Annotated in this window: 20 protein-coding genes; 12 read left to right on the top strand and 8 right to left on the bottom strand. The window is 66.0% G+C overall.

All coding sequences use genetic code 11. From position 1 onward, the window contains the following. Window positions 1-327 precede the first annotated feature (327 nt). Both ACTG4K_RS17860 and ACTG4K_RS17865 read left to right on the top strand, forming a co-directional pair. Window positions 328-2,241, top strand: a complete 1,914-nt coding sequence (locus tag ACTG4K_RS17860; RefSeq protein ID WP_439115574.1) for an ATP-binding cassette domain-containing protein — start codon at window positions 328-330, stop codon at window positions 2,239-2,241. A 50-nt stretch (window positions 2,242-2,291) separates the two neighbouring features. After that, window positions 2,292-4,526: an ATP-binding protein gene (locus ACTG4K_RS17865; protein WP_439115575.1), complete on the top strand. Its 2,235-nt coding sequence runs from the start codon at window positions 2,292-2,294 to the stop codon at window positions 4,524-4,526. A gap of 124 nt (window positions 4,527-4,650) precedes the next feature. On the opposite strand, the gene ACTG4K_RS17870 is transcribed toward ACTG4K_RS17865, so the two are convergent. After that, window positions 4,651-6,132, bottom strand: a complete 1,482-nt coding sequence (locus tag ACTG4K_RS17870; RefSeq protein WP_439115576.1) for a PLP-dependent aminotransferase family protein — start codon at window positions 6,130-6,132, stop codon at window positions 4,651-4,653. Window positions 6,133-6,289: 157 nt separating this feature from the next. Here ACTG4K_RS17870 and ACTG4K_RS17875 point away from each other — a divergent pair, with 157 nt between their 5' ends. The 5 genes from ACTG4K_RS17875 to ACTG4K_RS17895 are packed head-to-tail and all read left to right on the top strand — an operon-like array spanning window position 6,290 to window position 10,753. Continuing rightward, a complete protein-coding gene (locus ACTG4K_RS17875) occupies window positions 6,290-6,949 on the top strand; it encodes a LysE family translocator (protein WP_439115577.1) in 660 nt (219 codons plus the stop codon). Further along, window positions 6,946-7,911 carry a DMT family transporter gene (locus ACTG4K_RS17880; RefSeq protein WP_439115578.1) on the top strand — a complete coding sequence of 322 codons (966 nt, stop codon included), beginning with the start codon at window positions 6,946-6,948 and terminating at the stop codon, window positions 7,909-7,911. The genes ACTG4K_RS17875 and ACTG4K_RS17880 overlap by 4 nt, the downstream gene beginning before the upstream one ends. Continuing rightward, complete coding sequence (locus tag ACTG4K_RS17885; RefSeq protein WP_439115579.1) at window positions 7,908-9,170, top strand: PLP-dependent aminotransferase family protein; 1,263 nt, start codon at window positions 7,908-7,910, stop codon at window positions 9,168-9,170. Before ACTG4K_RS17880 ends, ACTG4K_RS17885 begins: the two co-directional genes overlap by 4 nt. A gap of 36 nt (window positions 9,171-9,206) precedes the next feature. Further along, on the top strand, window positions 9,207-10,064 hold the full coding sequence (locus ACTG4K_RS17890) for a PhzF family phenazine biosynthesis protein (protein ID WP_439115580.1): 858 nt from the start codon (window positions 9,207-9,209) through the stop codon (window positions 10,062-10,064). Continuing rightward, window positions 10,061-10,753 carry a VOC family protein gene (locus ACTG4K_RS17895; RefSeq protein ID WP_439115581.1) on the top strand — a complete coding sequence of 231 codons (693 nt, stop codon included), beginning with the start codon at window positions 10,061-10,063 and terminating at the stop codon, window positions 10,751-10,753. The genes ACTG4K_RS17890 and ACTG4K_RS17895 overlap by 4 nt, the downstream gene beginning before the upstream one ends. A 65-nt stretch (window positions 10,754-10,818) precedes the next feature. Here ACTG4K_RS17895 and ACTG4K_RS17900 read toward each other — a convergent pair whose 3' ends face one another. Next, window positions 10,819-13,149 carry a hybrid sensor histidine kinase/response regulator gene (locus tag ACTG4K_RS17900; protein ID WP_439115582.1) on the bottom strand — a complete coding sequence of 777 codons (2,331 nt, stop codon included), beginning with the start codon at window positions 13,147-13,149 and terminating at the stop codon, window positions 10,819-10,821. Window positions 13,150-13,347: 198 nt separating this feature from the next. Here ACTG4K_RS17900 and ACTG4K_RS17905 point away from each other — a divergent pair, with 198 nt between their 5' ends. Next, on the top strand, window positions 13,348-14,022 hold the full coding sequence (locus ACTG4K_RS17905) for a histidine phosphatase family protein (RefSeq protein ID WP_439115583.1): 675 nt from the start codon (window positions 13,348-13,350) through the stop codon (window positions 14,020-14,022). Window positions 14,023-14,258: 236 nt separating this feature from the next. Here the strand turns inward: ACTG4K_RS17905 and ACTG4K_RS17910 are convergent, their stop codons facing one another. Beyond that, complete coding sequence (locus tag ACTG4K_RS17910) at window positions 14,259-15,101, bottom strand: creatininase family protein (RefSeq protein ID WP_439115584.1); 843 nt, start codon at window positions 15,099-15,101, stop codon at window positions 14,259-14,261. A 133-nt stretch (window positions 15,102-15,234) separates the two neighbouring features. Here ACTG4K_RS17910 and ACTG4K_RS17915 point away from each other — a divergent pair, with 133 nt between their 5' ends. Both ACTG4K_RS17915 and ACTG4K_RS17920 read left to right on the top strand, forming a co-directional pair. Next, complete coding sequence (locus ACTG4K_RS17915; protein WP_439115585.1) at window positions 15,235-17,496, top strand: molybdopterin cofactor-binding domain-containing protein; 2,262 nt, start codon at window positions 15,235-15,237, stop codon at window positions 17,494-17,496. Between the two features lie 19 nt (window positions 17,497-17,515). Then, entirely contained in the window at window positions 17,516-17,983 is a 468-nt protein-coding gene (locus ACTG4K_RS17920; protein WP_439115586.1) for a (2Fe-2S)-binding protein, read from the top strand. 7 nt (window positions 17,984-17,990) lie between these two features. Here ACTG4K_RS17920 and purT read toward each other — a convergent pair whose 3' ends face one another. Beyond that, window positions 17,991-19,217 carry a formate-dependent phosphoribosylglycinamide formyltransferase gene (gene purT, locus ACTG4K_RS17925; RefSeq protein ID WP_439115587.1) on the bottom strand — a complete coding sequence of 409 codons (1,227 nt, stop codon included), beginning with the start codon at window positions 19,215-19,217 and terminating at the stop codon, window positions 17,991-17,993. Between the two features lie 24 nt (window positions 19,218-19,241). Continuing rightward, window positions 19,242-20,123, bottom strand: coding sequence for an archaetidylserine decarboxylase (gene asd, locus ACTG4K_RS17930; RefSeq protein ID WP_439115588.1), 882 nt, complete (start codon window positions 20,121-20,123; stop codon window positions 19,242-19,244). A 116-nt stretch (window positions 20,124-20,239) separates the two neighbouring features. Here asd and ACTG4K_RS17935 point away from each other — a divergent pair, with 116 nt between their 5' ends. Together ACTG4K_RS17935 and ACTG4K_RS17940 are read left to right on the top strand one after the other, a co-directional pair. Then, window positions 20,240-21,178: an ATP-binding cassette domain-containing protein gene (locus ACTG4K_RS17935; protein ID WP_439115589.1), complete on the top strand. Its 939-nt coding sequence runs from the start codon at window positions 20,240-20,242 to the stop codon at window positions 21,176-21,178. Between the two features lies 1 nt (window position 21,179). Then, window positions 21,180-22,010, top strand: a complete 831-nt coding sequence (locus ACTG4K_RS17940) for an ABC transporter permease (RefSeq protein WP_439115590.1) — start codon at window positions 21,180-21,182, stop codon at window positions 22,008-22,010. Between the two features lie 81 nt (window positions 22,011-22,091). Here ACTG4K_RS17940 and ACTG4K_RS17945 read toward each other — a convergent pair whose 3' ends face one another. The 3 genes from ACTG4K_RS17945 to ACTG4K_RS17955 all read right to left on the bottom strand — a co-directional run bounded on the left by ACTG4K_RS17945 (window position 22,092) and on the right by ACTG4K_RS17955 (window position 24,851). Continuing rightward, entirely contained in the window at window positions 22,092-22,346 is a 255-nt protein-coding gene (locus tag ACTG4K_RS17945; RefSeq protein ID WP_439115591.1) for a hypothetical protein, read from the bottom strand. Between the two features lie 183 nt (window positions 22,347-22,529). After that, entirely contained in the window at window positions 22,530-23,657 is a 1,128-nt protein-coding gene (locus ACTG4K_RS17950) for a YbdK family carboxylate-amine ligase (protein WP_439115592.1), read from the bottom strand. Window positions 23,658-23,660: 3 nt separating this feature from the next. Beyond that, window positions 23,661-24,851, bottom strand: coding sequence for a cation:proton antiporter (locus ACTG4K_RS17955; protein ID WP_439115593.1), 1,191 nt, complete (start codon window positions 24,849-24,851; stop codon window positions 23,661-23,663). Between the last annotated feature and the right edge of the window lie 80 nt (window positions 24,852-24,931).

Consider the following 24,931-nt stretch of genomic DNA (forward strand, 5'->3'; position numbering starts at 1 on the left):
ATCAGCGAAGCCTTGCAGTATATACCGGTTTTTCGCCCTCGGTCAACATGAATGCAAAGTTTTTGTGAAAACGCTGGCTGCATGGTCCATACCTGATCGGGCATCTATGCGACGCCACGCCCTTTCTGGCTCTCCCGCGCACCGCTCTGCTCGGTATGGTGGCGAAGGTGCTCCCGTCTCCACCTGGCGGGTGTGCCCAGTGGGGCCGTACTGCCAAGCCAAGCTACGGCCCGTCCCTGGTGAGACCTAGCCTTAGGTGAACATCGCGGTGTCGGTGGTGATTTTGGGTGGCGGGGATAATCCGGGCAACTTTACTTTGGCAATTGCATGGCACTCATCACCCTTCAGAACGCGCAACTGGCCTTTGGGCATGTGGCGCTGCTAGACCATACCGACTTTGCACTGGAAAGCCAGGAGCGTGTGGGCTTGATTGGACGCAACGGTACGGGCAAGTCGTCGATGCTCAAGATTTTGGCTGGGCTGGAGAAGCCCGACGACGGCACGGTGCAGGTGCAGACGGGCTTGCGTGTGGCTTATGTTCCCCAAGAGCCCATATTAGATCTGGAGAACACGGTGTTTGAGGCGGCCAGTGTGGGCTTGGCCGATGCCCGTGCGGCACGAGATCTCTATTTAAGTGGCGATGACGGGCTGGACCTGGACGACTTGCAGAACCGCATTGAGGCCCTCGATGCCTGGAACTGGGAGCAGCGGGTGGAAGAGACGCTACACCGGTTGCACCTTGAGGGTGATGTGAAGGTGGGCTCCCTTTCGGGCGGCAACAAGAAGCGGGTTGCGCTGGCGCAGGCGCTGGTGAGTCGGCCTGACGTGCTGCTGCTGGACGAGCCTACCAACCACCTGGATCTGGACAGCATCACCTGGCTTGAAGACCTGCTGCTCGAATACAAAGGCAGCGTGGTGACCATCAGCCACGACCGGGCCTTTCTGGACCGCGTGGCGACACGGATGATTGAACTGGACCGCGGCCGGCTTCTGAGCTATCCAGGCAATTTTGCCCAGTACCAGCTGCTCAAGGAGGAGCAGATGGCGCAGGAAGCCGTGATCAGCGCCCGGGCCGACAAGCTGCTGGCCCAGGAAGAGGTGTGGATTCGCAAGGGCGTGGAAGCGCGGCGTACGCGAGCGCAAGGGCGCATTACCCGGCTGGAGGCGCTGCGGGCACAACGTGCGCAGCGCCGCGATGCACTGGGCAGCGTGAAGCTGGAAGTGGCCAGCGGCAGTGCCAGCGGCAAGATCGTGGCGGAACTGGAGAAGGTAACCAAGTCTTACGCGACGGCAGACGGTGGGCTGCGCTCGGTGATCAAGGACTTTTCTGCCACCATTTTGCGCGGCGACAAGATTGGCTTGATAGGGCCCAACGGCGCGGGCAAGACGACCTTGCTGAAGATCATTCTGGGTGAACTCGCCCCCGATAGCGGCACGGTGCGCCTGGGCAGCAAACAAAACGTGGCGTATTTTGACCAGATGCGCGACCAGATTGACCTGGACGCCACGCTGGAAGACTTCATCAGCCCCGGTAGTGAGTGGATCGAGATTGGCAACAAGCGCACCCATGTGAAGAGCTACCTGAGCGACTTCCTGTTTTCGCCTGCCCGGGCCAATGCGCCGGTGCGCACACTTTCAGGTGGCGAGCGCAACCGGTTGCTGCTGGCGCGGCTGTTTGCTCGCCCGGCCAACGTGCTGGTGCTGGACGAGCCCACCAACGATCTGGACATTGACACGCTCGAGCTGCTGGAAGACCTGTTGCAGCAATACGAGGGCACGGTGTTCCTGGTCAGCCACGACCGCCGCTTCCTGGACAACGTGGTGACCAGCACGATCGTTTGCGAGGGGGAGGGCCGCTGGCGCGAGTATGTGGGTGACGTGCAAGACTGGCTGACGCAATCGGCCCGTTCAGAAGCGATGCAGCGTGAGAGAAGCGCCGCCGGCAACGCACCCGCCAGCAAAACCGCCAACACGGCACAAGTTGCCAGCAACGCTGCCGCAGCACCCGTGCCAGTGACCAAAAAGAAGCTGAGCTACAAGGAGCAACGTGAATACGACGCGCTGCCAGCGCGCATTGCCCAGCTGGAAGCCGAGCAGGCCGAGATCAACCAGCAGCTCAACAATGGGCAGCTGTATGCGGCCGATGCAGCCCGTGCGGCTCAACTTGGCGCCCGACATGCCGACATAGAAGGGGAATGGCTGCAAGCCATGGAACGCTGGGAAGCCTTGGGCGGCAGCTGACCTCCAGCGCCTATTGCCTATCCCGCAAGGAACGATCTCAACCGAGCCCCATGACGCCCGACCGCCTTGCACAGGATCTACAGCGCTCTTTGAACGAGCTTCGGCAAGAGCGCGAGCGCACGCAGCAGCTGATGGCCGAGCTGGATCGGCAAAATGCCGAGCTCGACCGGTTGCGCAGCTCGGTACACCGGGAGTCGAACAGCCGGCTGCTGGCCGAAGAGGCGCTGGACGAGACGCGCGACCGGCTGCAACTGGCCGTGGACGCTGCCGGTCTTGCACTGTGGGACTGGCAACTGCCCGCGAAGCAGGTATTTTTGACCGCCCGGTGGGGTGAAATGGTGGGCGACATTGTCATGGATGCCTACTGGGACGTGGGCGACCTGGCAGCCCGCGTACACCCGGACGACGCTGTCGCCATGCAGGCACACCAGGCGGCGCTGCTGAGTGGGGCAACACAGCGCGCGGTGATTCAACACCGCACTCGAACGCCCGGCGGCTGGCTCTGGATTGAGAGCCACGCGATCGTGGCAGAGCACGACAGCCGGGGCAAACCGCTGCGGCTGATGGGCACGCTGGCCGACATCAGCGAACGCCAACAGGCGCAGCATGACAGCAACCGTGCGCGCGAACTGGCCGAGCAGGCCAGCCGGGCCAAAAGCGAATTTCTGGCCAACATCAGCCATGAGGTGCGCACCCCCCTGAATGCGCTCATGGGCCTGACCCGCATGTTGATGGACTCGCCGCTCAACGTGGAGCAGGCGAGCTGGCTGAACCTGATGGACAGTTCGGCACACGCCCTGCTTGCCCTGCTCAACGACATTCTGGATCTGTCGCGCATTGAGGCTGGCAAGCTCGACGTGGAGAACGTGCGATTCAACCTGCGTCAGACCATTGAAGAGGCCGTGGGGCCTTACGCCGAACAGGCCCGCAACAAACCACTGACCTGGCAATTGGTGTTGGCGCCCGATTTGCCGCAGGCCGTGATGGGCGACCCGGGGCGCTTGCGCCAGGTGCTGGGCAATCTGATGTCGAACGCCTTGAAGTTCACGCCGCGTGGGGGCCACATCGCGGTGCGAGCCACCGTGGTGCCGGCTGCAGCGGGGCAGCCGGCCAGCCTGCAACTGCAGGTGCAGGACAGTGGGGTGGGCATTGCGAAAAAGCACCAAGCCGGCATTTTTGACGCTTTCACCCAGGCCGACGCCTCGACCGCACGGCGTTTTGGCGGCAGCGGGCTGGGCCTGGCCATTTGCGCGCGCCTGGCGCGCCTGATGGGGGGCGAGATACGTCTGGCCAGCGAACTCGGTCAGGGCAGCACGTTTGCACTGATCCTGCCGCTTCGCCTGGCACCCACGTCCACCGGTGATGGCCCGCTCAGTGGGCACATGGAGCTGCGCGAAGTGGCGCAGGCCGGCCCGCGCTATGCCGGCCTGGTGGTGCTGCTGGCCGAAGACAACCCGGTGAACGAGCTGATGATGCGCCAGCTGCTGCTGCGCCTGGGCTGCACGGTGCGCGTGGCGCGTGGTGGTGCGCAAGCTGTGGCTTTGTGGGAACAGGGCGGTGTGGAACTGATTTTGATGGATGTGCAGATGCCCGGCATGAGCGGCCTGGAAGCGACGCAGAAGATTCGGGAACTGGAAACACGCCGCCGCTACAACCGCACGCCCATCGTGGCGGTGACCGCCAACGCCATGAGTGGCGACCGCGAGCAATGTCTGGCCGCGGGCATGGACGGCTACGCGCCGAAGCCCGTGAGCCCGCAAGCCCTGATGGCTGAAATGGACCGCGTGCTGAAGCGTCCTGCCGGGCGATCCCCGGCACCCACAACGCCCTTGGCGGGCGCACCGGCAATATTGCTTGCAGCGGCAGCACCCGCAGCAGAACCTGTGCGCGCCACGGCGTCACCCGAGGCCATTGACGTGGACAAGCTGCGGCGCCGGCTAGATGGCGACGAGGCCACGCTGAAACAACTGGCCATGGCCATGCGCAGCGACCTGGCGCAGCGCCAAGCAGCAATGCAGCGGGCACTGGTGGCCAGGGACACGGCGGCGGCGGTGGCGCACGCCCATGGCCTCAAAGGCTCGCTGGGCAGCATGACGGCCGAGCGGGGTGCTCGGCTGGCCAAGGGCCTGGAGCTGGCGGCGCGCTCAGGGGACTGGCCGTTGTTTGAACGCGTCCTGCCTTTGATGCAGATCGAAGCACAGCAGATTGACCAGGCGTTGGGCAAGCTGCTGGCCGAAGCGGGGCACGATCTGTTTGACACCCCAGCCTCGAACACGCAGCACTGAACCGGAACACGGCTCTTGTCCGAAGGGCTGCACGCGCGGGCGCCGGGTCTACAAAAACAGTTTTGGAGTCCAAGCCGACGCCCTTGCGGGTGACAACGCACCCCCACCGAACACGGGCTGCAGCTCAGGGCGCAGCCACCCGCTGGCTGAACACCGACCAGAAAGCAGCGTCTTGCGTGGTCGCAAAGTTGATGCGCATGAGTGTGCTGGGCGCGCGGGCTGCGTGAAACAGCGCCCCGGGCGCAATCAGGTAACCCTCATCGAGCATGCGCTGCGACAAGGCTTCGGTATCGACCCCCGTGTCCACCCAGCCAAACAGGCCCGCTGGCTCTGACACGAACCGACAGCCCGCCGCCTGCGCCAGGCGCGTGCTGCGGGTGCGCGCCAAGTCGAGCCGGGTGCGGATGCGCTCGGCATGGCGGCGCAGCTGGCCTTGCTCGATGCAATGCGCCAGCGCGCGCTCCAGCAAACTGGGCGTGGTGAGCGTGGTCAGCAGCTTGGTGTCCAGCAGGCGCTCCACCCATTCGGCGGGGGCTGCCAGATAGCCCACGCGCCAGTTGGGCGCCAGGATCTTGGCGAAGCCGCTCACGTAGATGGTGCGCTGCAAGCCGTCGAGCACACTCATGCGGGTGGCGTGCTCGGGCGCAATGTGGCCGTACGTGTCGTCTTCCACCACGTAAAAGTCGTGCTGCTGGGCCAGCTGCAACACGCGGTGTGCGCTGGCCGGCGACAGGCTGTAGCCGGTCGGGTTGTGCAACACACTCACGCTCACAAACAGCTTGGGCGCATGCGCTTCGCAGTAGCGCGCCATCACCGCCAGGTCGGGCCCGGCGGGGCCGCGTGGCACCGGCAGTATGCGCATGCCCATGGCGGCAAGCCGGGCAAATTCGACCGCCCAGCCGGGCTCCTCCACCATCACGCAATCGCCCGGCTTCAGCAGCGTGCGGCTGACAATGTCCAGCGCGTGGGTGGCGCCCACCGAGGTGATGATCTGCTGCGGCCCCACCGGCAGCCCCATGCCCTGCAGCCGGTCGGCCAGAACACGGCGCAAATGGCCATCGCCAAGCGGCTCGCCGTAGCGCAGGGAACTGTCGGCCAGCGCCTGCGGCGTGGTGACGCGGCGCACTGCGGCCTGCAAAAAGGTGGAGGCCATCCAGTCGGGCGGAAAGGCACCCATGCCCGGCTGCGGCCGCGAGCCCGCCGGGTGAAACATGCCCCGAATGAGTGCGGCGGCGTTCACGGGCGCTGCCATGCGCGTGGGCGTGTCGGCTGCGCCTGCGGCGGCGGGCGCGTCGGACCGAGCGGCCGGACGCTCGCGCAGCGGCGCACGATCGCGCACAAAAAAGCCCCGGTTGCGCTGCGCCAGCACCAGGCCTTGCGCCAGCAGCAGGTCGTAGGCAGCCACCACGGTGGACGGGTTCAGGCCGTGCTGGGCCGCGCATTGGCGCACGCTGGGCAAGCGTGCACCGGGCGCCAGCAGACGGTCTCGAATGCGGTCTGCAAAGCGGGACGCCAGCTGTTCGGCCAGCGTCTGCGCGGCGGTGCGGGTCAGGGCGGGCGCGCTGGCCAAGGCGTCAGGTGGGATCGTGTCGGCGTCGGTGAACATGGTTTGGTGCTCCGGGTGTATGAGCGAAGCAGCTCACACAGTTTGTGAACTGAACCCCTGAACTGTATGGCTTGTGTATGGTTTGAAAGGATAAAGTGTGCGGCATGCACACACAAGCTTTTTCCACCGTCGAAGCGACGCCCCTGCAAGGCTCGGCATGAACGCCGCCGAATTCAGTGCGCTGCTGGTGCTGGCCACGGCCACCAGCTTCACGCCCGGGCCCAACACCACGCTGTCCACCGCGCTCGCAGCCAACTTCGGGCTGCGCCGCGCGCTGCGCTTTGTGTGCGCGGTGCCGGTGGGCTGGGGCCTGCTGTTTGCGCTGTGCGCGGGTGGCGTGGGCGCCCTGGTGGTGGCGCTGCCGCTGCTGCGCTGGAGCATTTTGCTGGGCGGCGTGGGCTATTTGCTGTGGCTCGCCTGGCGCTTGTCGGGCAGCCGCAGCCTGAGCGCAGTCAACGCTGCGCGGCTCAACGTCACCTTCACCCAGGGCGTGATGCTGCAGTTTTTGAATATCAAGGCCTGGATGCTGGCGCTGTCCATCGTGGCCGGCTGGGTGGCTGGTCGGCCCGACGCGGCCGAGCGCTTCGTGCAGGTGCTGCCGGTGTTGCTGGCCTACGCGTTTTTCAGCAACCTGACCTACGCCACGGTGGGCTCGCTGCTGCGGCACTGGCTGGCCGGACCGGTGGTGGACGGGCAGCCCACCGGCGGGCGGCTGTTGGTGTTCAACCGCTGCATGGCACTGGCGCTGGTGCTCACCGCCGTCTGGATGCTGAGCACCGGGCTGGGACTGACGAATACCACCGGAGGCCCGCGATGACCACCGGCGTGAGCTTGGCGGCCGCGCAAGACCAGCGCGACCAGACCCTGGGCCTGTGGCTGGGCCTGGTGGGCGTGGTGGTGTTTGCGCTCACCTTGCCCATGACGCGCTTGGCCACCGGTACCGCTGAGGCGCCACAGCTTTCACCCTGGTTTGTCACCTGGGGCCGCGCGGCGCTGGCTGGGGCCCTGTCCGTCGTCTACCTGCTGGCCACGCGCTCGCCACTGCCTGCGGCGCAGCACCGCAAGCCGCTGGCGCTCTCGCTGCTGGGCAACGCCATTGGCTACCCGCTGCTGCTGGGCTGGGCGCTGCGCTATGTCACCGCCAGCCACGCCGCCGTCATCACCGCTTTGCTGCCCTTGGCCACCGCAGCCGCGGCGGCCTGGCTGCTGCACCAGCGCGCGCGCCTGGGGTTCTGGCTGTTTGCCGGGCTGGGCAGCGCTTTGGTGGCGGCCTACAGCGTGTTGCGCGCTCTGCAACAAGGCCACGGTTTTGGACTGGCCTGGGCCGACCTGCTGCTGGTGGGCGCCGTGCTGGCGGCTTCGGTGGGCTATGTGGCGGGCGCCAAGGTCACGCCGGCGCTGGGCGCCGAGCGCGTGATCAGCTGGGTGTGTGTGATGGCGCTGCCCATCACCGTGCCCGGCGCGCTGCTGACCTGGCCCGAGCAAGCGGTGAACACCTCGGCCTGGCTGGCGCTGGTCTACGTGGGCGTGTTCTCCATGTGGGCCGGTTTCTTTGCCTGGTTTCGCGGCCTGGCGCTGGGCGGCGCGCTGCGCGTGAGCCAACTGCAGCTGTTACAGCCCTTCGTCAGCATCGTGGCCGCTGTGCCGCTGCTGGGAGAATCGCTGGACCTCACCACGCTGGGCTTTGCGCTCGCCGTGGTGGCCACCGTGTTCATGGGGCGGCGCATGGCCGCGCCCGCCACTTCATCCACACCCAAACCCCACAAGGAAGCTCCATGAGCCACAGCCCCTGGACCCTGGCCCAGCGCGCCCACAAAATGAACCCGTCGGTGATTCGCGAGATTCTGAAGGTGACCGAGAAGCCCGGCATCATCAGTTTTGCGGGCGGCTTGCCGTCCACCGAAACCTTTCCGGTAGACGCGTTTGCTGAGGCCTGCGAGCGGGTGCTGCACGGCCAGGGCCTGGAGAGCGGGCGCGCCGCGCTGCAATATGCCGCCAGCGAGGGCTTTGCGCCGCTGCGCGAATGGGTGGCGGCCAGCCTGCCCTGGGCGGTGGACCCGGCGCAGGTGCTCATCACCACCGGCAGCCAGCAAGGGCTGGACCTGGTGGGCAAGGTGCTGATCGACGCGGGCAGCCGCGTGCTGGTGGAAACGCCCACCTACCTCGGCGCGTTGCAGGCGTTTGCGCCCATGGAACCGGTGATTGAAGGCGTGGCCAGCGACGACGGCGGGGTGGACGTGGCCGCGCTGCTGGAACAGCTGGGCGCAGGCGCTGACCACCCCGACAGCCTGGAGCGCCGCCGCTTGCTCACGCTGGACCTGGACCCGGTGACCAACCCGCAAGCTGCGCCGCGTTTTCTGTATGTGTTGCCCAACTTTCAGAACCCGACCGGGCGCAGCATGGACCTGGCCCGGCGCCAGGCGCTGGTAGACGCCGCAGCCCGGCTTGGACTGCCGCTGGTGGAAGACAACCCCTATGGCGACCTGTGGTTTGACCAGCCCCCGCCCACACCGCTGACCGCGCTCAATCCGGACGGCTGCATTTACCTGGGCTCGTTCTCCAAGATCCTCGCGCCGGGCTTGCGGCTGGGCTTTCTGGTGGCGCCGGCCAGCGTGTACCCCAAGCTGCTGCAAGCCAAGCAGGCGGCCGACCTGCACAGCCCCAGCTTCAACCAGCGCGTGGTGGCCGAGGTGATCCAAGACGGTTTTCTGGACCGCCACATTCCCACCATCCGCGCGCTGTACAAGCGCCAGTGCCACGCCATGCTGGACGCCCTGAAGACCGAAATGGCGGGCTTGGACGTGCAATGGAACGAGCCCGACGGTGGCATGTTCCTGTGGGTCCGCCTGCCCGAGGGCATGAACGCCATCGAGCTTCTGCCCAAGGCGGTGGAGCACAACGTGGCCTTTGTGCCCGGCAGCGCGTTTTACGCCGACCACGCCGACCCGCGCACGCTGCGCCTGAGCTTTGTCACGGCCAATGTGGAGCAGATCCGCACCGGCATTGCGGCGCTGGCCCGAGCCATCCGCATGGGCTAAGCCCAACGCCTTCCCCTTCGAACACGGAGCAACTGAATGATCCCCTTGCCCAGACCCTTCAGCCAGGTGGACGTGTTCACCGCCACGCCCTACCGCGGCAACCCACTCGCAGTGGTGCTCGACGGCAGCGGTCTCAGCACCGAGGCCATGCAGCACTTCACCAATTGGACCAACCTGTCGGAGTGCACCTTTGTGCTGCCGCCGACGGCGGAAGGCCTGGCCAACGGGGCCGACTACCGCGTGCGCATTTTTTGCCCTGGGCGCGAACTGCCGTTTGCCGGCCATCCCACCCTGGGCACCGGCCATGCGTGGCTGGAAGCGGGCGGCGTGCCGCAGGCCGAACACGTGGTGCAGGAATGTGGCGTGGGTCTGGTGCGGCTGCGCCGCGACGGCCAGCGCCTGGCGTTTGCCGCGCCACCGCTGATCCAGAGCGGCCCGCTACCCGAAGCCGACGTGGCGCTGATCGCGCGCGGTCTGGGTGTGGCGCGCGGCGACATCGTGGCGCACAGCTGGTGCGACAACGGACCCAACTGGCGCGGCGTGATGCTGCGCAGCGCCGAACAGGTGCTGGCCCTCAAGCCCGACGCCGCGACGCTGGCCGGGCTGGACATTGGCGTGGTGGGCCCGCACCCGGCAGGGTGCGAAACGGCGTTTGAAGTGCGCGCCTTTTTCCCTGGCAACAACGGCCTGTGCGAAGACCCGGTGACCGGGAGCCTGAACGCCGCGCTGGCGCAGTGGCTGATCGGTGCCGGCCTGGCGCCCGAGCGCTACGTGGCCGCGCAAGGCACGGCGATGGCGCGCGAAGGCCGGGTGTTCATTGAGCGCGACGCCAGCGGCACGGTGTGGGTTGGCGGGGCCAGCGTGACCTGCATCGACGGCATGGTGCGCCTGTGAACGCGCCGCAGACCCAGCTGGACCACCTCGTGGTGGCCGCGCGCACCCTGGCAGAAGGCGTGGCCTGGTGCGAAGCCACGCTGGGCGTGGTGCCCGGGCCCGGTGGTGAGCACGCGCTGTTCGGCACCCACAACCGGCTGCTGCGGCTGCACAGCCCAGGCGCCCCGCGCGCCTACCTGGAAATCATCGCCATCAACCCGCAGGCCAAGCCCACGCGCGCGGCCGGGCTGCGACGCTGGTTCGATCTGGACGACCCGGCCCTGCAGGCACGGCTGGCGCAGCAAGGCCCGCAGCTGGTGCACTGGGTGGCCAGCGTGCCCGACCTGGCCGCAGCGACCCGGCAACTGAACACGCTCGGCATCGATCGCGGCCTGGTACTGGCGGCCTCGCGCCCCACCCCGCAGGGCCTGCTGCAATGGCGCATCAGCGTGCGCGACGACGGCCAGCGCTTGTTTGGGGGCGCGCTGCCCACGCTGATTCAGTGGGGCGACACGCACCCGGCCGAGGCCATGCCCGCCTGCGGCATTGCGCTGCGCAGCTTCACCCTCAGCCACCCGGACGCGTCTCAGCTCCAGCACGCGCTCGACACCCTTGGGCTGGACACCCCAGCAGTGGAGCAAGGCCCTGCCGAACTCACCGCGCTGCTCGACACGCCGCGGGGCCCGCGCACGCTGCGATCAGCCTTCTGACCCACTCGACTCTGCCGCCAACGGCCCAACCGGGCCGACATCGAAACCGCCGCTCAGGTGGTTTCTCACCTCGCCAGCCGTGCCACCACCTCGCAAAAGGCTTCCACCGCGTCGGTCTTGAACACCACTTCGCGCACGCCAGCAGCCAGCGCCTGGGCATGCAGTTCGTCGGTGATGTAACCAGATGCCATGGCCACGGGCAGTGCCGGACTGAGAACGAGCACGGCCTTGGCCACCTCCAGACCCGACATGCCCGGCATGTTGTAGTCGGTCAGCAGCAGGTCAAACGCCTGCGGGTCGGCGCGCACCGCGTCAATCGCCGCGGCCTGATCGGTAAAGGTGGTAACGCGGTAGCCGCGGCGCTCCAGCAGGCGGCGCACCAAGAAAACCAGGGTATCGTCGTCGTCCAGGTAAAGAATGTGTCGCGACTCCGTCGTCGGGGCATCGGCCATGGTGCTGCTCTCCAAATGGGCGGGTGCGTGAAAAGGGGGGCTCGGGGCGATTGTGCCGGGAACCGCTGGCGCGATGTCCGCAGCTGCGGCGGGGCTGTCGTCCAGCGGTGTGTCCACCACTGGGAAAAACAGCGCAAATGTGGTGCCCTGGCCCAACGCGCTTTGGACCTCGATGGCACCGCCCAGCGACTCCACAATGCCCAGCACCACCGGCAATCCCAAGCCGGTGCCGCTGCCCATGGGCTTGGTGGTGAAAAACGGTTCAAAAATGCGGTTGCGTATAGCCTCGCTCATACCGCTGCCGTTGTCCAGCACCTGAATGCGCACGGCGCCCTGGCCCTGTTCGACCAGTTTTCGGGCGAGTTGGGCGGGCAGTGCCGCGTGACCGGGGGCCAGTGCATCGACCCGAAACTCAATGCGCCCAGGTCGGCCTTGCAGCGCATACACGGCGTTGGTGCCCAGGTTGAGCAACACCTGCCCCAGCTGGGTGGCGTCGGCCATGACCGGACCCATACCCGCTGCACAGCACTGCAACAGCTCCACCTGCGGTGGCAAAGCCGCACGCAACAGGCTGCACGACTCGGCCACCACGTCGGCCACCTGCACCGGCTGGCGCACCATGGGCTGCTGGCGGCTGAAGGCCAGAATCTGCCGCACCAGTTCGCGCCCGCGCCGGGCAGCTGTGCTGATCTCGTGCAGGCTTTCGCGGGCGGGCGCATCGGGCTGCAGGTCTTGGCGGGCCAGATCGGCGTTGCCCAAAATGGCGGCCAGAATGTTGTTGAAATCGTGGGCCACACCGCCGGCCAGTGTGCCGAGGGCTTCCATTTTTTGCGACTGCGCCAGCTGGCTTTGCAAAGTTTTTTGCTGATCCTGGGCGGAGCGCAGGGAAGAAATGTCCACAAACGTGAGCACCACGTGCCGCAAGCCACCTTGGGCATCGTTTTCAGGGTGGGCGTTGCACAGCGCCCAGCGCACAGGCGCACCCGCGCCCACCGAAATGCCCATCACCACGTCGCGCACTGGTTGGCCAGTGGCCAGCACCCGCTCGAACGGCATGTCGTGGCGGCGCATGGCTTGGCCGTTTTCAGCCAGCATGGTCCAGCGCGAACCAATGGGTTCGGGCAATGCGGGGTTGGCGCCACCTTCGCCCCAGCCCAGAAAGCGGCGCGCTGCACCGTTGACGTGAGACAGCGTGCTGTCGGGCCGAAACACCATCACACCGGCGCTGAGGTTTTCCACCAGGGCGCGGGAATCGGCTTCGCGGATCTGCAGCACTTGGCGGGCCTGGTCGCCGTCGCGCCGCAAGCGGTACGCCACCAAGGCGCTCAGCAGCACCGCGCGCAGCAGCTTGGTCAGCAAAAAGGCAAACAAAAACCCGGGCGCCACGAGCGTCAGCGACGGGCCTGGCGAGCGCATGGCCATGAACACGACCAAAAAACCCAAGACCGTGAACACGGTGCACTCCAGCGCAATCACGATCTTCAAGGCCTGCAGCTCGGGCACCCGGCGCTGCGGGTCGTTGCGGGCGATATCCCGCACAGCCAGCATGCCCACCACGATGACCGTGAGCGAAATCAGCACCTGGCGCGCACCCACCGAGTCCCACACGCTAAAGAGCCAAACATTGGCCCCCAGCAAGCCCACCAGACCCGTCACCACCCAGCCCAGCGGCCTGACCAGCCCCAGGTAGCTGCGTATACCCAGCCAGACACAGGCCGCCCCGGCGCACATGACCGTGTTGGCCACCCCAATGGAAAACAGGCCGTGTGCGTCCACCCGCAGCCAGAGCCCGATGGAGCCCACCATCGTCAGCACCGCCGACAGGGACCACCAACCCGGCCCGCCAATGCCGGGGTAGCGGCGCATGAGGCCGAGGAAAGCCATGGCAATCAAAAAGTCCACCCCCAGCCGCACGGCCAAGAGGGTCAGCAGGTCAAGCGACATGGCAAAAAAGAAATGGCGATCATGGTGGTGGATTGGATCACAGGGCCTGCAGCGCAATGCCCAAAAAAGCGCCAAAAAGCAGTACAAGTTCTGCCTCCCCCCGCGACAAGACCTACAGACACCTGCGCGACTGCGCCGGTGCGGGCCAGTCGCTGCGGCGACAAAGCACGGCAGCGGGCCGCCCACAAAATGTGGCGCATGGGAACCCTCTACCTTGTGCGCCACGGCCAGGCCTCGTTTGGCGCCGAAGACTACGACCAGCTCAGCCCGCTGGGCCAACGCCAAAGCCTGCAGCTGGGCCGCTACTGGGCCGAGCGCGGCCTGCGGTTTGACGCCGTCATCACCGGCACCCTGCGCCGCCACGCGCAGACCTGGGCCAGCATTGCCGAGGGCGCCGGACTTTCACAGACGCCAGCGCTGGCGTGGCCCGGCCTGAACGAATACGACAGCCTCGCGGTGATCCGCACGGTGCACCCCCACCCGCTGCAAAAGCCCGATACGCCCGAGCTTTACCGCCACCATTTCCGGCTGCTGCGCGACGGCCTCACGCAGTGGATGGCCGGCACCGTGAGCCCCCAGGGCATGCCCAGCTACAACGATTTCGTGCACGGCATCACCAGCGCGCTGGACCATGTGCGTGCGCAGCACCAGGGCCAAAAAGTGCTCATCGTGTCCAGCGGCGGGCCCATTGCCACGGCGGTGGGCCGTGTGCTGGGTCTCAGCCCCGAAGGCACGATTGAGCTGAACATGCGCATCCGCAACAGCGCGGTGACCGAATTCCAGTTCAACCCCAAGCGCCACACGCTGCTGACCTACAACACGCTACCGCACCTGGATGCGGCAGACTTTGCCGACTGGGTCACGTATGCATGACCCCCTGCGCCGCTGACGCGGCTTCCCCCAAGGGGGACGCACCTGGTGGCCCGGCGGAGCCGGTTCCACGGGTGCCCTGGGTGGGGACACACGGTCCGGTAACTATGCATCACCCCCTGCGCCGCTGACGCGGCTTCCCCCAAGGGGGACGCACCTGGTGGCCCGGCGGAGCCGGTTCCACGGGTGCCCTGGGTGGGACCACACGGTCCGCAAGTGTGGCCGGTCTCTTTCGCCGCTCAGCTGAAGGCGGTTTTGTCGCTCAGCGTGTCCGGCGGCAGCTGGTCGATCTCGCTGAGCAACTGCGCCAGCGCGAGGCCGGCGGCGTCCAGCACGGCCCGGCCTTTCTCGGCCGTGGCGGCGGCGGCGTTGCCCACCGCGCCGTTGGCGTTGTAGTCCTGCATCTGCCAGCCCAGCTTGGCGCTTTTGCCGTTGCCCAGAATGGGAAACCGTTCGGCCCGGTCTTGCGAGGTGGATCGGAAATATTCGGCCTGCGCCATGCGCACACGTTGGGGCGCCAGCGCCAGCATCATCGAGGTTTCCACATCACCGGCGTGGATGCCAAACCGGTGCTCTTCGGCGCTGAACAAGGCGTTCACGTCTTGCCCATCGGCATCGCGCAGCGGCAGGTTGAACCAGCTCACGCTGTAGACCAGCATGCCCAGCCGGGCCCGCAGGTCACGCGCCACCAGGTCCATGGCGCCTACCTGGCCGCCGTGGGCGTTGAACAGCACCAGCTTCTTCACCCCGCTGGCGGCCACGCACTCGCACAGCTCGGTCCACACGCGCAGCACAGTCTCCATCTTCAGGGTAAGCGTGCCGGCAAAGCGGGCGTGTTCGGGGCTGAATCCCACCGCCTGGGTGGGCAAAAAGAGCGCCGGAAGATCGGTTGGCAGGTGCGGCAGCGCGGCGGCAATGACGCCGTTCACCAGGTCGGTGTCCACCGACAACGGCAGGTGCGGGCCGTGTTGTTCGGTCGCGGCCACAGGCAGCACGGCGATGGCGCGGCGGGTGTCCAGCGCCGAAAAATCGGCGGTGGTGAGATCGGACCAATAGCGGGCTTGAGCATTCATGGCAGGCATCTTACGCGCGAGGTTTCAGCGGGCCTGGGTGGCAGTGTGGCAACAATCCAAGTAGGCTCAAGGCCCAGCTGCCTTGGCCGGCGCGACCGCGCGGCGCATGCGCCGTACCCACACCCCGCCACCCCAGGAACCGATGACCTCCACCCGTAGAAACTTCATTTTGAGCAGCGTGGCCGCCGCTGGCGCGCTGGTGCTGGGCTGGGCCGTATTGCCACCGCGACAGCGCCTGCTGACTGACGAGCCCTTGCCGTTAGAAGAAGGGCAAGCCGCCTTCAACGGCTGGGTCAAGATCGCCGCCGATGGCACGGTCACGGTGATCATGAGCAAAAGCGAGATGGGCCAGGGCGTGCTCACGTCGCTGTCCATGCTGCTGGCCGACGAACTCGATGCCGACTGGAGCCGCGTCACGACCGAAATGGCGCCTATCGACAAGATCTACAACAACATCAGCGTGGTGGTGGACGGCCTGCCGTTTCACCCCGACAGCCAGGGCCTGGTGCGCCGCACGGCGAGCCACCTCACGGCCAAGGTCATGGGCCATGTGGGTGTGATGATGACGGGCGGCTCGTCCAGCGTGAAAGACCTCTGGCTGCCCATGCGCGAAGCCGGTGCTGCCGCGCGCCAGATGCTGCTGGCAGCGGCGGCGCAGCAGTGGGGCGTGGCCCTGGCCGACTGCCGCACCGAGCGCGGCCAGGTGCTGGGGCCGAGCGGACAGATTGCGGGCTACGGATCGCTGGCCGCTGCGGCGGCGCAGGTGGGGGTGCCGTCCCGCACACGGCTCAAGACGCATGCCGAATTCAAACTCATTGGCCAGCCGATGCACCGGCTGGACAGCGAAGCCAAGATCACCGGCCGCGGCCAGTTTGGCATCGACGTGATGCCGCCGGGCCTGCTGTACGCCGCCGTCACCATGTGCCCCACGCTGGGCGGGCGCGTGGCCCGGTTTGACGCAGCCCAGGCCAGCGCAGCGCCGGGCGTGCGCCAGGTGCTGGCGGTGGAGCCGCTGCACGGAGGCACCGGCGGTGTGGCGGTGATCGCCGGCCGACCCTGGCAGGCGCAGCGCGCACTGGCCACGGTTGACGTGACCTGGGACCCCGGCGCCCTGGCCGGGTTCAACAGCGCCGACGCGATGAACCAGCTGGCCCAGACGCTGGACAGTGGCGCCAAAGGTTTCGGCTATTTCAGCACCGGGGATGTGGACGCCGCCCTGCAGGGCGCGGCACGCACCGTGAACGCCGAATACCGCGCGCCCTACTTGGCGCACGCCACCATGGAGCCGATGAACTGCACCGTGCTGCTGAAAGACGGCCAGGCCTCCGTGTGGGTGTCCACGCAGGTGCCCAGCATGGCCCGCGACGCGGTGGCCGGCGTGCTGGGTCTGGAACCCGAAGCGGTGACGGTGAACGTGATGCTGCTCGGCGGTGGCTTTGGCCGCCGCCTGGAGGTGGACTTCATTGCCCAGGCCGCGGCCATCGCCCGCGCCGCCGAAGGCTCGCCGGTACAAACCGTGTGGTCGCGCGAGCAAGACATGCAACACGACTTTTACCGCCCAGCCTGCGTGTCGCGCTTCAGTGGCGGGCTCAGCGAACAGGGTCAGCTGCTGGCCTGGAAAAACACCTCGGCAGGCCAGTCCATCATGCCGCAGGTGCTTAAGCGCCAGTTTGGCCTGCCCGGCGGTGGGCCCGACAAAACCAGTGCCGAAGGCGCCTTTGACCAGCCTTATGAATGGCCCGCCGCGCGCATAGCCCACGAGGCGGTGGACCTGCCGGTGCAGGTGGGCTTCTGGCGCGCGGTGGGGCATTCGCACCAGGCGTTTTTCAAAGAGTGTTTTCTGGACGAGATGGCCCACGCAGCCCAGGCCGACCCAGTGGCTTTTCGGGCTGCTCTGCTGCAGCGGCACCCGCGCCACCTGGCGGTGCTGCAAAAGGTGGCCAGCCTGAGCGGCTGGGGCCAGCCTGCCGCGCCAGGGCACGCCCGCGGTGTAGCGCTGCACGCGTCGTTTGGCTCCATCGTGGCGCAGGTGGCCGAGGTGTCGGTGCGGGCCGACAACAGCATTCAGGTGCACCGCGTGTGGTGCGCCATCGACTGCGGCACGCCGGTGAACCCGCAGCTGATCACACAGCAGCTGGAAAGCGCCATCGTCTATGGCCTCTCCGCTGCGCTGTATGGGCAAATCGACATCGTCAACGGCCAGGTGCGAGCCAGCAATTTCCACGACCAGCCCGCGCTGCGCATGAACGAATGCCCTGCCGTGGCATGCGCGGTGATGCCCAGCGACGAGCCTCCCGAAGGCGTGGGCGAGCCGGGCCTGCCGCCCATTGCGCCCGCCGTGGCCAACGCCCTGTTTGCCCTCACCGGTCAGCGCCTGCGCAGCCTGCCGCTGCGTCTGGCCTGAATCGGCCTCGGAGCCCCACATGAGCACCCCCATGACCCCCATTGAACTCAACGGCCAGCCCACCCAGGTCGATGTCGAACCCGACGCACCTTTGCTGTGGGTGCTGCGCGCCGAACTGCAACTCACCGGCACCAAATTTGGCTGTGGCATGGCGCTGTGCGGCGCCTGCACGGTACATGTTGATGGCGTGCCCACCCGTTCTTGCGTGACACCATTGGGCAGCGCAGCGGGCAAATCCGTCACCACCATTGAAGGGCTGCAAGGACCTGTGGCCGATGCGCTTCGTGCCGCCTGGACCGCGCTCGACGTGGTGCAATGCGGCTACTGCCAGACCGGCCAGATCATGCAAGCCCACGCGTTGCTAACAGCCCACCCGCAACCCACCGACGCACAAATTGACGAGGCCATGAGCGGCATCATCTGCCGCTGCGGCACTTACCCGCGCGTGCGGGCGGCCATCCACCAGGCGGGCGGGCGCAAAGCCTGAGCCCGCGTCAAGCCGTGCGCGGCTTGACCTTGCTGGCCGCCAGCTTGGCCTGCGTGCGGGCCACGTTCACATCGGCATCAAACACCAAAGCCACACCCATGCGGCGCTTGGTGAAGCTCTCGGGTTTGCCAAACAGACGCACCTCGCTGTTGGGCACGCGCAGGGCGTCGTCCACGCCGTCAAACACAATGCCTTGCGCGTCCACACCGCCGTAAATGACGGCGCTGGCACCCGGACTTTTCAGCGCGGTGCTCACCGGCAGTCCCAAGATGGCGCGTGCATGCAACTCAAACTCGTTTTGCCACTGGGTGATCATGGTCACCATGCCGGTGTCGTGCGGACGCGGGCTCACTTCGCTGAACCACACCTGGTCGCCCTTCACAAACAGCTCCACACCAAACAGGCCCAGCCCCGAAGGCTGGCCATCGTGGCCCATGCCCAGATCGTCCGTCACCGCCTTGGCAATGCGGCGCGACTCGGCCAGCGCGGCCGGCGTCATGGGGTGCGGCTGCCAGCTTTCCACGTAGTCACCGCTCACCTGCACATGACCGATGGGGTCGCAAAAATGGGTCTCGATCTCGCCGTTGGCCCCCATCGCGCGCACGGTGAGCTGGGTGATTTCATAGTCGAAATCCACAAAGCCTTCGACGATGATGCGGCCCGGCCCCACACGGCCGCCGGCCATGGCGTAGTCCCAGGCCTTTTGCACATCGCCCGGACCGTCGATCTTGCTCTGGCCTTTGCCGCTGCTGCTCATGACCGGCTTCACGATGCAGGGGTAGCCAATACCCGCGTCAATGGCCGCTTGCAGCTCTTCCAGCGAATCGCAAAACTGGTACGGGCTGGTGGGCAAACCCAGCGTTTCAGCGGCCAGGCGGCGAATGCCCTCGCGGTCCATGGTCAGGCGCGCCGCGCGTGCGGTGGGAATCACACGCACCACACCAGCCGCTTCCAGCGCTTGCAGCGCGGGCGTGGCAATGGCCTCAATTTCGGGCACGACCAGGTGCGGGCGCTCGGCCTCAATCAGCGCTTTCAACTGCGCCGGATCGCTCATGGTGATGGTGCGCGCGTGGTGGGCGACCTGCTGGCCGGGCGCGTGGTCGTAGCGGTCGACCGCGATGGTCTCCACACCCAGGCGCTGCAGGGCAATCAACACTTCTTTGCCCAGCTCGCCCGAGCCCAGCAGCATGACCCGGGTGGCCGAAGGTGACAGAGGGGTTCCGATGGTGGTCATGGCCATTCCTTGGTGTTAAAAATATCAGTGAACCGGTGTGGCGTGCAACGCCCGGCCCATGGCCTCGCCCATGCGCACACCCTGCCCCGCCATCCACTGCGGGTTGAAGTCAATCGTGTCTTTGGGCCACAGCATGACGACCGTGGAACCCAGCAAAAAAGTGCCCATTTCTTCGCCCCGGTGCAGCCGAAACACCTGGTCATCGTAGGTCCATTCGCGCACCTTGCCAGGGCGCGGTGGGTTCACCACGCCGTGCCATACCGTGGCCATGCTGCCCACAATGGTGGCACCCACCAGCGCCAGCACAAAGGGCCGGGTGTCCTGACTGCCACGGCCACCGTGGGGCACGTCAAACACGCACACCACGCGCTCGTTGCGTGCAAACAGGCCCGGCACGCCGCGCGCCGTGGCCGGATTCACCGAAAACAGCTCACCGGGCACATGGATCATGCGGCGCAACCGCGCCTCGGCCGGCATGTGGATGCGGTGGTAGTCCTTGGGGCTCAGGTAAATGGTGGCAAACGCGCCGTCGTCAAACTGCGCCGCCAGTTCGGCGTCGCCCCCCACCAGCGCCTGCGTGCTGTAGTGGTGCCCCTTGGCCTGAAAGATCTGGTCGCGCTTGATCGGGCCGTACTGGCTGATCGCACCGTCCACCGGGCACACAAAGTCGGCACGCGCCAGCGGGCGCACCCCGGGCTTGAGCGAGCGGGTGAAAAATTCATTGAAAGTGGCGTAGCTGCGCGGGTCCGGGTTGGCCGCCTCGGCCATGTTGACGCCATAGCGCCGTATGAACCACGGGATGACATTGCGCACCCACCACGAAGCCCGCGAATTGGCGCACCAGCCGGCGAACACGGTGAGCGCGCGTTTGGGCAGCAGGTATTGGAGAAAAACAGCGAAAGACATGGGCGGGGGCCAGGGCCAGAAGCAAAAGTTCCGGCATTATCCCAGCCATCGGCAGCAGCCGTTCAGTCCCGCAGCGCTGGCCAAAATCCAGCATCAAAAACCCTTTCCAACCGAACGTGACAGCCCCTCTTTTCACTTGCAAGCACCTCGTCAAACGCTACGGCAGCGCCACGGTGGTGGACGATCTGTCGTTTGACATTGAACCGGGCGAGTGCCTGGGTGTGATCGGACCCAACGGTGCGGGCAAGACCACCACCATCCGCATGTGCCTGGGGCTGACGGCACCCGACGCCGGGCAGATCACCGCCTTTGGGGGGCTGGACATGCCGCGCAATGCACTGGCCATCAAGGCGCAGTTGGGCGTGGTGAGCCAGATCGACACACTGGACCCGGACTTTTCGTGCGCTGAAAACCTGCTGGTGTACGGCCGCTACTTTGGCATGCGGGCGGCTGATATCCGGGCGCGCATTCCGCAGTTGCTCGAATTTGCGGCGCTGGCGCACAAGGCAGACGCCAAGCCCGGCGAGCTGTCAGGCGGCATGAAGCGCCGGCTGAGCCTGGCGCGCGCGCTGGTGAACGACCCGCGCCTGCTGATGCTGGACGAACCCACCACCGGGCTGGACCCGCAGGCACGGCACCTGATGTGGGAGCGGCTGCAGCAGCTGCTGCAACAGGGCAAGAGCATTTTGCTCACCACGCACTTCATGGACGAGGCCGAGCGCCTGTGCACGCGCCTGCTGGTGCTGGACCACGGCCGCAAAATTGCCGAAGGCCGCCCGCGTGAGCTGATTGCGCAGCACCTGGAGCCCGATGTGGTGGAGGTGTATGGCCAAGGGGCGCTGGCGCTGGCCAGGGACAACGCCCACGCGGGCCTGCGCGCCCTGGCCGCGCGCGTAGAAGTGAGCGGCGAAACGGTGTTTTTCTACACCGCACAGGCCCGCCCGTTGCTGGCCGCTTTGGGCGATCACACCCAACTGCGCACCCTGCACCGGCCGGCCAACCTGGAAGACCTGTTTTTGAAATTGACCGGACGCCAGATCAGAGAGGAAGGCTGACATGGAAAACACGTTGGGGTCTACACCCTCGTCGCACTGGGCGTTGCCACGCCTGTCAGCGTGCTGGTGGCCGGTGTTTCTGCGCAATTGGCTGGTGTGGAAAAAACTCGCCGTGCCCAGCCTGGTGGGCAACATTGCCGAGCCGCTGATGTGGCTGGTGGCATTTGGCTACGGCATGGGGGCGCTGGTGGGCCAGGTCACCATCACCACCCCGCAAGGCGCGGTAGCCGTGCCTTACATCTTGTTTTTAGCCAGCGGCAGCATTTGCATGAGTGCCATGAACGCGGCGAGCTTCGAAGCGCTGTATTCGGCGTTTTCGCGCATGCATGTGCAGAAAACCTGGGACGGCATCATGAACGCGCCCGTCAGCCTGGACGACGTGGTGCTGGCCGAAATGCTTTGGGCCGGTTTCAAGGCGCTGTTTTCGGTCACGGCCATCATGCTGGTGATGCTGGCGCTGGGCATCAGCCACAGCCCCAAACTGCTGCTGGCCTGGCCCGTGCTGCTGGGCGTGGGCATCACGTTTTCGTGTATTGCCCTGGTGTTCAACGCCCTGGCCAAGGGCTACGACTTTTTCACCTATTACTTCACGCTGTTCCTCACGCCCATGATGTTTCTCTCTGGGGTGTTCTTTCCGCGTGAACAATTGCCGGGCGTGGTGCGGGCCATTTCAGACTGGCTGCCGCTGACGAATGCGGTGGAGCTGGTGCGCCCTCTGTTCATGGACCAGTGGCCAGAACAGGCCTGGCTGCATGCTGGGGTGCTGCTGGTCTATACCGTGGCCGCTTTCTGGCTGGCTCTGGGGCTCACACGCAAACGGTTTGGGAAATAGTTTCACCCTTGCGTCGCGCTCCGCGCGTCACCCCTTCAGGGGCTGTGCGCAGTGAGCATGCGATGCAGTTGCGATCCGCTTTCAGTGCACCGCGTGCAAGGCGGGCTGTGCGTCGGCATAAAACGCGCTGCCGCTGTCCATAAAGTCTTCTGTGTCGATGGCGACATCAAAGTCCAGCATCTGGCCGTGGGTCTTGGGGATCAGCGGCTTGTCCAGCGGGCGGCAGATGCGCTGGCGCAAACTGCGCAGGTGGACGCTGCTTTCCATGGCGCTGATCACCGACTCGGGATCGAGCATGAGAACGAAGGGGTTGAGGCGGCTGTGGGTGGCGTTCATGGTGGGGTCCTGTTCAGTGAGAGGGGGACAAAGCAACATGTTTGTCCATGTGTCAAACTGTATTCAACCCGTATCAAAAGGTTAAGTCGGCGCACCGCCATTCGTTCTGTAGGAAGTTGGCTGACAAGCCCTCAGAAGGACCGGAAACACCCCGCTTTTCTGCGCTGTGTTCCCGCGAAGCACTCACGCCGGCCCGCTGCGCAACGCTTCCACGCTGGCGCGCACCACACCCTCCACACTGCCGCTTTGCGCAAACTGCTTGCGCAGGTAACTGGCGTGGTTGCCATCCCGCGCGGCGGTGCGCTCAATCTCGTCCAGCGCGGCCTGTGAGTTCAGCGCTTCAGCGTGCGGGCCCAGATGGCGCAGGGTGGCCAAAATGTCCTCCCGGATGCTGATTTGCTCGCGCGTTTTGGGGTTGACCATCATGCCGTCAAGCCCAAAACGGCAGGCCTGGAAGCGGTTGTAGGTGTAGACGAGGTAATCGTCTTCTTCGGGTGGCGGCTCGTTGCGCTCCAGCAGGTGGCGGCACAGCGCTTGCAGGTAGCAAGCCAGACCGGCGGCGCGCTCCACGGTCAGCGGTGTGTCGCACACGCGCAGCTCGATGGTGCCGTACTCCGGCTTGGGCCGGATGTCCCAGTAAAAGTCTTTCATCGACTTCACAACGCCGGTGGACTCCATTTTGGTGAAATACACGTTGGCAAATTCTTCCCAGCTGAGCATGAAGGGCGCACGACCGCTCAGGGGGAAGGCAAATACCGAATTCAAACGTGCCGAGTCAAACAGCGTATCCACACCCTGCGAAAAGGGCGATGACGCCGATAGCGCAATGAAGTGCGGCACATAGCGGTTGAGCGAGTGCAGCAAAAACAAGGCTTCGTCGGGGCTGGCACAACCGATGTGCACATGCTGACCAAACACAGTGAACTGCTTGGCCAGGTAACCGTACAGGCCCGACAGCTCTTGAAACCGCGGCTTGGAAAAAATACGCTGTTCAAACCAGCGCTGAAACGGGTGTGTGCCACCGCCTGCGATCTCGATGTTGAGTCGGTCGCCGGCCTTCACCAGCGTGTCGCGGATCTCGCGCAGCTGGGCCAGCAGCGGACCGTGTTCGGTCTGGATGTCGGTGGCAATCTCGATCATGCTCTGCGTCATCTCGGGCGTGACCACGCCGGGGAAGGGCTTGCGCCGCAGCAGTTCCAGCAGGTCGTTGGCGCTGCTGGACAAGTCCATGTCGTAGGTGTTGACGAGCTGCAGCTCCAACTCGACGCCCATGGTGAGCGACTTCGATGATTTGAATGTTTCCAGTGGCATGGCTCAGCCCTCCTTCGTCACGTGGGTTTCATGGGCCGCCATCAGGGCGCGCTGCGTCACCACCGGGCCCAGCAGCTCTTGCACCAGCATCATGCCGGCCATGGCCGAGAGCACCTGCACCGCCGGTGCGAAGCCGTAGATTCGGGTTTGCTCCAACAACAAGATGGCAAACGCTGACATGGGTGTGAGCGCCAGGCCAGTCAACAAGCCTTTGCGCTCCGTGATGCCCGAAAGCCGTGCAGCGGCCAGGCTGCAGCCCACCTTGGACGCAGCGCGCACCACGATGAGCAGCGCGCCCAACAGTGCACCGGTACCCACATCGGCCCAGTTCAGCAGCGAGGCAATGTAGACAAACAAGAACACCGAGAGCAGATCCCCGGCGGTGCCAAAGTCCCGCTGGGCATTGGTCAAGTGCACGCGGCGTTCGCGCGCCACGATGCCGAAGGTCAGAGCGGCCAGCAAGGGCGACAGTTTCAACCCATACGACATGGTGGTGAGCAGCAGCACGGCCAGCGCAAACACCACGGTGACACTGCGCTCATGCGTGCCGCGCTGGCGCAGCAGCCAGGGCACCACCACACCCAGCAAGGCGCCCACCGCCACCGAGGTGGCCAACACGTGGATGCTGCCAAAGGCCGCCAGCACCAGGTCGCCCGACGTGCTGAGGTACCAGTAGCCCACCACCAGCTTGAGCGCGAGCACCGACATCAGACAGTTGATGGCGCACAGATGCAGCACCCGCTCGGTCACCTGACCGGCGCTGCGCAGCTCGTTGGCCACGCGCACAATGCCGGCCGGCGAGGTCGAAATGGACAGCGCCGCGATGATCAGGCGCACGTCCACCGCCAAGTCAAACCAGCCCGTTACGGCATAGATGAGTGCAAACGTGAGGATCGACTCCACCACCCCGAGCAACAGCACCCAGGGGTTGTGGCGGAACCAGCGCAGGTTGATGCGATAGCCCAACTCAAACAGCACCAGCGACAGCGCCACGTTGGCCAGAAAAGGCAGGCCGGGCACGTCACCTGTGAGTCCAGGCAAATTCAGCAGCCCGCCCAGCAGCCCCACCGCCACGTAACTGGATACACGCGGTATGTGCCACAACTCGTAGCAGCGCTCGGCCAGAAACCAGGCCAGCAGCAACACCAGCGGCCAGGCCATGGTCTGGAAGAGGAAAGAAAAGTCGGTCACCATGGGCAGGTTCTCCTGGGTGGAAGCCTGGGTTCACAGGCCCCGCGCTGCGGCCGGGCCGCGCGCGAAACCAACAGGCCAAC

Origin of the sequence: Hydrogenophaga sp. (assembly GCF_965657535.1) — a bacterium.
Taxonomy (GTDB): Bacteria; Pseudomonadota; Gammaproteobacteria; order Burkholderiales; family Burkholderiaceae_C; genus Hydrogenophaga.